We start from the raw sequence: 5,268 nt of genomic DNA on the forward strand, positions 1-5,268 counted from the left end.
GGTGGGTGTTCGGTCGTACGGGGCCCTGGCGCCGGAGCGACGCCTTGGCCGTGTATCGCTTACGCGGAGCGGTTGTCCGCGCCCTGGCCCCCCCCCCCCGCCGGGGTCAGCCCGCGGCCGCCTGGCCCGTCCCGTACAGCACGCGGGTGAGCGACTCGTAGGTCACGCCGTGGTCGGCGAGGATCTCGGCGGCGACGCCGGGGCGCAGCGTCAGGGCCACCAGGAGGTGCTCACCTCCGATGTGGCGGTCCCGGTGGGTGACGGCGGTGCGCAGGGCCCCCGTAAGGATCTCCTTGGCACCCTTCCCGAAGGGCCGGTGCCCGGATTTCCGGTCCGCGCCGGTCCGGCCCGCGGCCATCGCTCCGGCCCCGTGGGCCGCCTCCACCCGGGCGACGACGTCGGTCACGTCGATCCCCAGTCCGGCGAGCGCTTCGGTCTCGGCCCGCGACAGGCCTGCCCGCCGACGCGCCTCCCGCACCGCCCGCCGCACCGACTCCTTGCGTTCGCCGAGCCCCAGGGCGGCCAGCGCGAAGGACACGCGGCTCCCCTCCTGATCCAGCAGCCCGAGCAGCAGGTGCTCGGGGTCGACGTACCGCGCCCCCATTCCCTCGGCCTGCTCGACCGCCCCGGTGACGACCTGGCGGGCCTCCTTGGTGAATCGTTCGAACATCAATGCCTCCCATACTTCTTGTGCACGGCCTGCCTGCTCACACCCAGTTCGTTGGCGATCTCCTGCCACGACCAGCCTTGATTGCGCGCGTTGCGCACCTGCACCGCCTCCAGCTGCTCCAGCAGCCGGCGCAGCGCGGCGACGGCTCGCAGGCCGACCCGGGGATCGCGATCACCCGCCCGGGCGGCGAGTTCGGTTGCTCCGCTCATGATGTCAACCTAAGTTGACAGGACCCACATGTCAACCTCGGTTGACATCATCGGGTCGATTCCGGCGACCCGACCCGCATGGCTTGCCGTGACCGGCCACGGCGCGCAGGGTGGATACATGGGCGCGCAAGAGGCCCCCACCCTCATCGCTTCGGTGCAGCGGGCCTTCCGGTTGATGGAGGCGGTCGGGGCTCATGAAGGCGGCGCACCGGCCAAACAGCTGGCGCGGGAGACCGGGCTGGCCCTGGCCACCACCTACCACCTGCTGCGGACGCTGGCGCACGACGGATACGTACACAAGCTCGAGGACGGCTCCTATGTGCTCGGCGAGATGCTCGGGTCGCTGCACACCGCCAGCCGGACACAGGCGCTGCTCAGCCGGGTCCGCCCCATGCTGTCGTCGCTGCGCGACGACCTGTCCGCCGCCACCTACCTCACCTTCTACGAGGACGGCGAGATCCGGGTGGCGGAGATCGTGGACGGGCCCCGGGCGCCGCGCGCCGAGCTGTGGGTCGGGTTCGAGGACGCCGGCCACGCCACCGCACTGGGCAAGTGCGTGCTCCGCGAGCTGGACGAAGAGGGACGCCGCGAGTACCTCTCCCGGCACCCCCTGCCCGACCTCACCCCCAGAACGATCACCGACCACAGGGAGCTGCTGCGGCGACTGGAGACCGCCTCCGACACCCCGGTCGTCACCGACCTGGAGGAGTACGCGCTGGGCACCGTCTGCGCCGCGGTGCCCGTGTTCCGGGGCGGGACGCCGGGTGCCCTGGGCGTCTCGTTCCGCCGGGACCGCAGGTCCACCCTCGGGGAGGCCGCCGCGCGGCTCCTCGACGCGGCGGACCGAGTGACCAGAGGCCTCTCGCTCACTATCTGAAACTCATGCCCTTGTGACGCACCTCGCAGAAGCCGTCTCATGGATATATCGGACATCGCGGACGGCAGGAGAGGCGGAGAGTGCACACACAGCTCACCCCGGAAAGCGACAACCAGATTGACCACTACGGTGCGAACGGCTGGACCGTCGTGAGTGTCACCGGTGACGTGGACCTCTGCTCCTCTCCCGTCATCCGCGACGTCGTCATACGCCTCGTCGACGAAGGTCACCGGCACTTCGTTCTGGATCTGCGCCAGGTGCCCTTCCTGGACTCCATGGGACTGGGCATGGTCGTGGCGATCACCAAGCGGATCCGGGCTCACGCCGGTTCCCTGCTCCTCACCTGCACCGATCGCCGGGTCCGCAAGGTGTTCAAGGCCGGCGGCCTGCACTCCGTGTACGCCTTCCACGACTCGGTCCACGAGGCGACGCGGGAGGCCCCCCGGGGCAGCGGCCTGGCCGGCTGGCCTCGCAGCCGCGGCTGAGACCCCGGCGGCGGCCGGCGTCACTCCGTGTGCGCCGCCCCCGCGGGCAACTCGGCCCAGACGGTCTTGCCCTGCGCTCGATAACGGGTCCCCCAGTTCGAGGCGAGGGTGGTGATGATGAACAGGCCGCGCCCCGTCTCGTCGACGGTGCGGGCGTGCCGCACATGCGGTGCGCTCGCGGCCGCGTCGCTGACTTCGCAGGTCAGTATGCGGTCGAGGATCAGGCGCAAGGACAGCGGCGGAGCCCCGTAGCGCACCGCGTTTCCCACCAGCTCGCTGACCACCAGTTCCGCCGTGCACGCGAGATCACCCTCCACGCCCCAGTGCTCCAGCCGCCGTCGGGTCGCGGCGCGAGCCAGCGGTGCGGCCTCGGGACCGGCAGGCAACTCGCGTGTCAGGACCCGGTCGGCCGGAAGCCTCCGCGTCCGGGCGAACAGCATCAGCCTCTCGTCGCGCGGGTCCTCCTCGCCCAGTTCGTATGCCAGAGCGTCGCAGAGATCCCTGACGCTCCGCCCGGCCACCCGGTCCAGCAGTGCACGCAGGCGACTGCAGGGGGCGAGGGACTCGTCCGCGAACGCGGACGTCCCTATGAGCAGGGTGCTCCCCTCTGCCAGTGCCACGGTGGCGGTGGCGAACGGAGCGTCACCGGGTCCCGCGAGAACCGGCCCCTCGGGAACGGACATGGTGTCGCAGGCGCCGTCGCGACGGATGATCACAGGTTCCGGAAGCCCGGCTCGGGCAACCATGCAGGTGAGGTCGACAGGGTCGTAGACGGCGATCGAGCAGCCGGCGGTGAACGGCACCCGCTGCAGCGGATCTCCAGCCGGCAGGGCCGCCCGCTCGGCGGCGAGCCGGACCGCCGTGTCGCTCAGCCGGGCCAGCAGTTCGTCCGGTCCCAGGTCCAGCGCGGCCAACGAGTTGACGGCCGTGCGCAGTTGGCCCATGGCGGTCGCGGCGGCCATGCCCCGCCCGGCGACCTCACCGACGATCAGCGCGGTCCGCGCACCCGACAGGGGGATCGCGTCGAACCAGGCGCCGCCCCCTTCGGGTCCGCTCAGATGAAGGTGCGAGATCTCCACCGTGGTCAGGTCCACGGGGTGCTGGGGCAGCAACCGTCGCTGAACCGTGGCCGCGATCGCGCGCTCGCGGGCGTAGCGACGAGCGTTGTCGATGCACAGAGCCGTGTGTGCGCAGGCGTCGCGCGCCAGCGCGATGTCCTCCTCGTCGAACGGCTTCTCCCGCTCCCGGCGGTAGAAGCTGGCCACGCCCAACACCTCACCGCGCAGCGCCAGGGGAACGACCAGGAGCGAGTGCGCCTCGGAGACGCTGATGGCCTCGGCCCGGGCCGGGTCCGCCGCCAGCCATGGACTGCCCTCCTCGATGGGCACGAGGCGCGGCTCGAGATCGGACAGCGCCCGCATGAACGGGGTGCCGAGCGGCAGGTGGCGGATGTCGCCGACGGGATGCGCCGACACCAGGCCCCTGAACGCCACCCGCCGCAGCGGCACCTCCGGGTCCACGGGTGCCAGCGGAGGGTTCTCGCCGCGGATCACCTCGTCGACCACCTCCACGACAGCGATCTTGGAGAACGCGGGGACGGCCGCGTCGACGAACTCCTCGCAGACGTCGATGACGTCCAGTCGCCGCCCCACGCGCTCACGGACCGCGCCGAGGATGTCGAGCCGCTGCCGCGCCCGTTCCCGCTCGGTGACGTCCACGGTGGACACCACCAGGCCCAGGACGTCCCCGCGGTCGTTCTGCATGCGCATGGTGGTGACGGAGAAGACGCCCAGGGGCCGCTCGCCCGGGGTGACGGTGGCGCGGACGAGCCGGTCGATCACCGGCACGCCCGTGTCGAGGACTTCGCGTGCGATCGCCTCTTCGGCCTCCGGGTCCTCCACCCCGTACGCCTCGAAGAAGCGTTGCCCGATCAAGCGGTCGAGGGACGCCTGTCGCATGGCACGGGTGGCCGTGTTCACGCGCACGATGCGCAACTGGCCGTCGAGGACATGCAGTCCCACCGGGAACTGGGTGAACGCCGCCTTCAGGATGGCCCGGTCCGTCTCCGTGGCGACGTCGTCGGAGGTCCGCACCTCCCACACCACCGAGGTGTCCCGCGGCAGCGGTCTGATCCGCAGTGCGGGCCACCGCGACGCCCCGTGCTCTCCCTTCTCGCCGGCGGCGAGCTCGCGCAGGAGCTCAGCCACGGGCCGGCCGCGGACCTCCTTCTGAGATCGTCCGAAACGTTCCTCGGCCGACTCGGACCACTCGACTACGCGCCCGTTCTCGGCGACAAGCATGAGCACGTCACGATCGATCATGGGTCAGCACCTCCTGCAGCATCCCTCCCACGTGCCGGACGGCAGGCCCGCCGGCGCGGGTCAGAAACACACGTACAGTCGCCCGACCGGCGCCGGCCGACCCTTCGCACGACACGTCGGCGGCGCGGCCGGGACGGCCCGGCGACGGTCACGGCGGCCTCCGATTCCGCAGCGCGGATCACACGGCGATCCGAGTGTCAAGCAGTGACGCGCCGGGGGTTTCCGACCACCGGAGGCGCTGACGGGTGAGGGGCCGTCAGAAGATCACCTTGACGGACCAATAGTCAGTCAATCAGCAAAATCAACCGGTTCCTTGACATGCCATCAGATCACGTTCCGGCCTCACACGTACCCCGAACGGCCCCCTCCCACCAGCACCCCCCATACGCCCGAAATGACAGCCCCAGAGGCCATCAGTACGTTCGATCACACCGGCCGCACAGCCGGACATCTCCCACTCCGAGACAGGAAACAGCACCATGATCATGAAACGCTCCCACGCGATCACCGCGGGCGTCGCGGCCGCCGCGGCTCTGGCCGCCACCGGCATCACCTACGCCACGGCCGCGCCCGCACCCCAGACCGCCCCCGCCGCCGTCCAGCAGGCCCCGATGGGCGGCGAGAGCGGAAACAACAACAGCAAGGGCAACGAAGGCAACAACAACGACCACGGCAACCGCGGCGGTGGCGGCGGCGGCCACTACCG

At 71.0% G+C, this 5,268-nt stretch carries 5 protein-coding genes and 1 pseudogene; 3 read left to right on the forward strand and 3 right to left on the reverse strand.

The window, feature by feature from the left end; genetic code table 11:
• Positions 1-106: 106 nt before the first annotated feature.
• Together ACWDUZ_RS38355 and ACWDUZ_RS38360 are read right to left on the reverse strand one after the other, a co-directional pair.
• Entirely contained in the window at positions 107-670 is a 564-nt protein-coding gene (locus tag ACWDUZ_RS38355; protein WP_451636457.1) for a Clp protease N-terminal domain-containing protein, read from the reverse strand.
• Positions 670-879 carry an HTH domain-containing protein gene (locus tag ACWDUZ_RS38360; RefSeq protein ID WP_451636458.1) on the reverse strand — a complete coding sequence of 70 codons (210 nt, stop codon included), beginning with the start codon at positions 877-879 and terminating at the stop codon, positions 670-672. Before ACWDUZ_RS38360 ends, ACWDUZ_RS38355 begins: the two co-directional genes overlap by 1 nt.
• A gap of 118 nt (positions 880-997) precedes the next feature.
• Here ACWDUZ_RS38360 and ACWDUZ_RS38365 point away from each other — a divergent pair, with 118 nt between their 5' ends.
• The gene (locus tag ACWDUZ_RS38365) at positions 998-1,756 is read left to right on the forward strand and encodes an IclR family transcriptional regulator (protein ID WP_451636459.1); all 759 of its coding nucleotides are present in this window, start codon (positions 998-1,000) and stop codon (positions 1,754-1,756) included.
• A gap of 80 nt (positions 1,757-1,836) precedes the next feature.
• The gene (locus tag ACWDUZ_RS38370; RefSeq protein WP_451636460.1) at positions 1,837-2,241 is read left to right on the forward strand and encodes an STAS domain-containing protein; all 405 of its coding nucleotides are present in this window, start codon (positions 1,837-1,839) and stop codon (positions 2,239-2,241) included.
• 20 nt (positions 2,242-2,261) lie between these two features.
• Here ACWDUZ_RS38370 and ACWDUZ_RS38375 read toward each other — a convergent pair whose 3' ends face one another.
• The gene (locus ACWDUZ_RS38375) at positions 2,262-4,562 is read right to left on the reverse strand and encodes a SpoIIE family protein phosphatase (RefSeq protein WP_451636461.1); all 2,301 of its coding nucleotides are present in this window, start codon (positions 4,560-4,562) and stop codon (positions 2,262-2,264) included.
• A gap of 479 nt (positions 4,563-5,041) precedes the next feature.
• Between ACWDUZ_RS38375 and ACWDUZ_RS38380 the strand changes: the two are divergent.
• Positions 5,042-5,268: pseudogene (locus ACWDUZ_RS38380) on the forward strand (hypothetical protein); the annotation flags it as partial.

The sequence above is a fragment of the Streptomyces sp. NPDC003393 genome (assembly GCF_053589015.1).